This window comes from Marinicrinis lubricantis, assembly GCF_042658665.1.
GTDB classification, from domain to species: domain Bacteria; phylum Bacillota; class Bacilli; order Paenibacillales; family KCTC-33676; genus Marinicrinis; species Marinicrinis lubricantis.
The window spans coordinates 1-1,127 of sequence record NZ_JBHSQV010000067.1; the positions used below are offsets into that span (position 1 = coordinate 1).

Sequence of the window (1,127 nt, forward strand, 5' to 3'; positions counted from 1 at the left end):
CAAAAACAATCATGGCTTTACGCCACATCCCCGGCATGAAAGCTAGGGGCTATGTTTCATTCCAGTACTAAACTCCAATACTGCTAATAACCGCTGTCGGAACAGGTACGCAGCTTTTTTTGGTGGTTCGACCCTGTAACAAAAACTGTAAGGCTTTCGATTTGTGCACAACCCCATGTTGGCCTGTTCCGCTGGAATGGTGACCACGGACAGAAAAATGTCCAGATCAATCGATTGCCTCCGACTGCGGCCAATATTCGAGGGAGTTGGTATGGATGGAAACGTTGTTAAATCATTGCGCAGGTATGGATGTCCATCAAGAAACAATCGTCGTTTGCACACTTGTAAGTGATGAACCAGAAGCTGAAGTGCTGTCGGAGACCAAGACATTCGGAACAACAACTCGCCAATTATTCGACATGCTCACATGGCTGGAATCCAAAGGGATTACTCACATTGCTATGGAGAGCACGGGAATTTATTGGCGTCCGGTGTACAACATCTTGGAAGGGTATTTCGACATCACCTTGGCGAATGCTTACCGAATCAAGAATGTTCCCGGCCGCAAGACAGATGTCTCTGATGCAGAATGGATCGCCAAGTTATTGCGTCACGGGCTGATCGAACGCAGTTTTGTTCCTTCGCAAGATCTGCGCGAACTCCGGGATATGGTGCGTCTGCGTAAGAAATGGGTCAGCAACCTTACAGCAGAAAAGAACCGCATTCAGAAGTATCTAGAATGCTCCAATGTGAAGCTGGGTGCCGTGATTTCCGATGTGTTTGGTGTTTCCGGTCGAAACTTATTGACACGACTAGTGGAACAGGGATACATCGATGCGGACGATATCGATCACCGTGTACACGGGAACATCAAGAAAAATGTAACCGCAGTTGCAGAATCCCTATTTGGCACCGTAACCGAGCATCAAATCTTTATGATCCGGGGTTCCTGGGATCACATTGTTTTCCTAGAAGAGTCCCTCAAAAAGTTGGAAGATCGAATTGAACAGTATTTGATTCCATACGAAGAAGAAGTAACTCGGTTGGACACGATTCCAGGTGTCAATCGTATTGTCGCTGCAACGCTCGTTGCAGAGATTGGGGTCGACATGGATCAGTTTCCAACA

The 1,127-nt window shown here is 47.0% G+C and carries 1 protein-coding gene; it reads left to right on the forward strand.

The genetic code is table 11. The features are described 5' to 3' along the window. Window positions 1-275 precede the first annotated feature (275 nt). Window positions 276-1,127, forward strand: an 852-nt coding sequence (locus tag ACFPXP_RS08065) for an IS110 family transposase (protein ID WP_379893724.1), incomplete at its 3' end; no start/stop codon positions are given.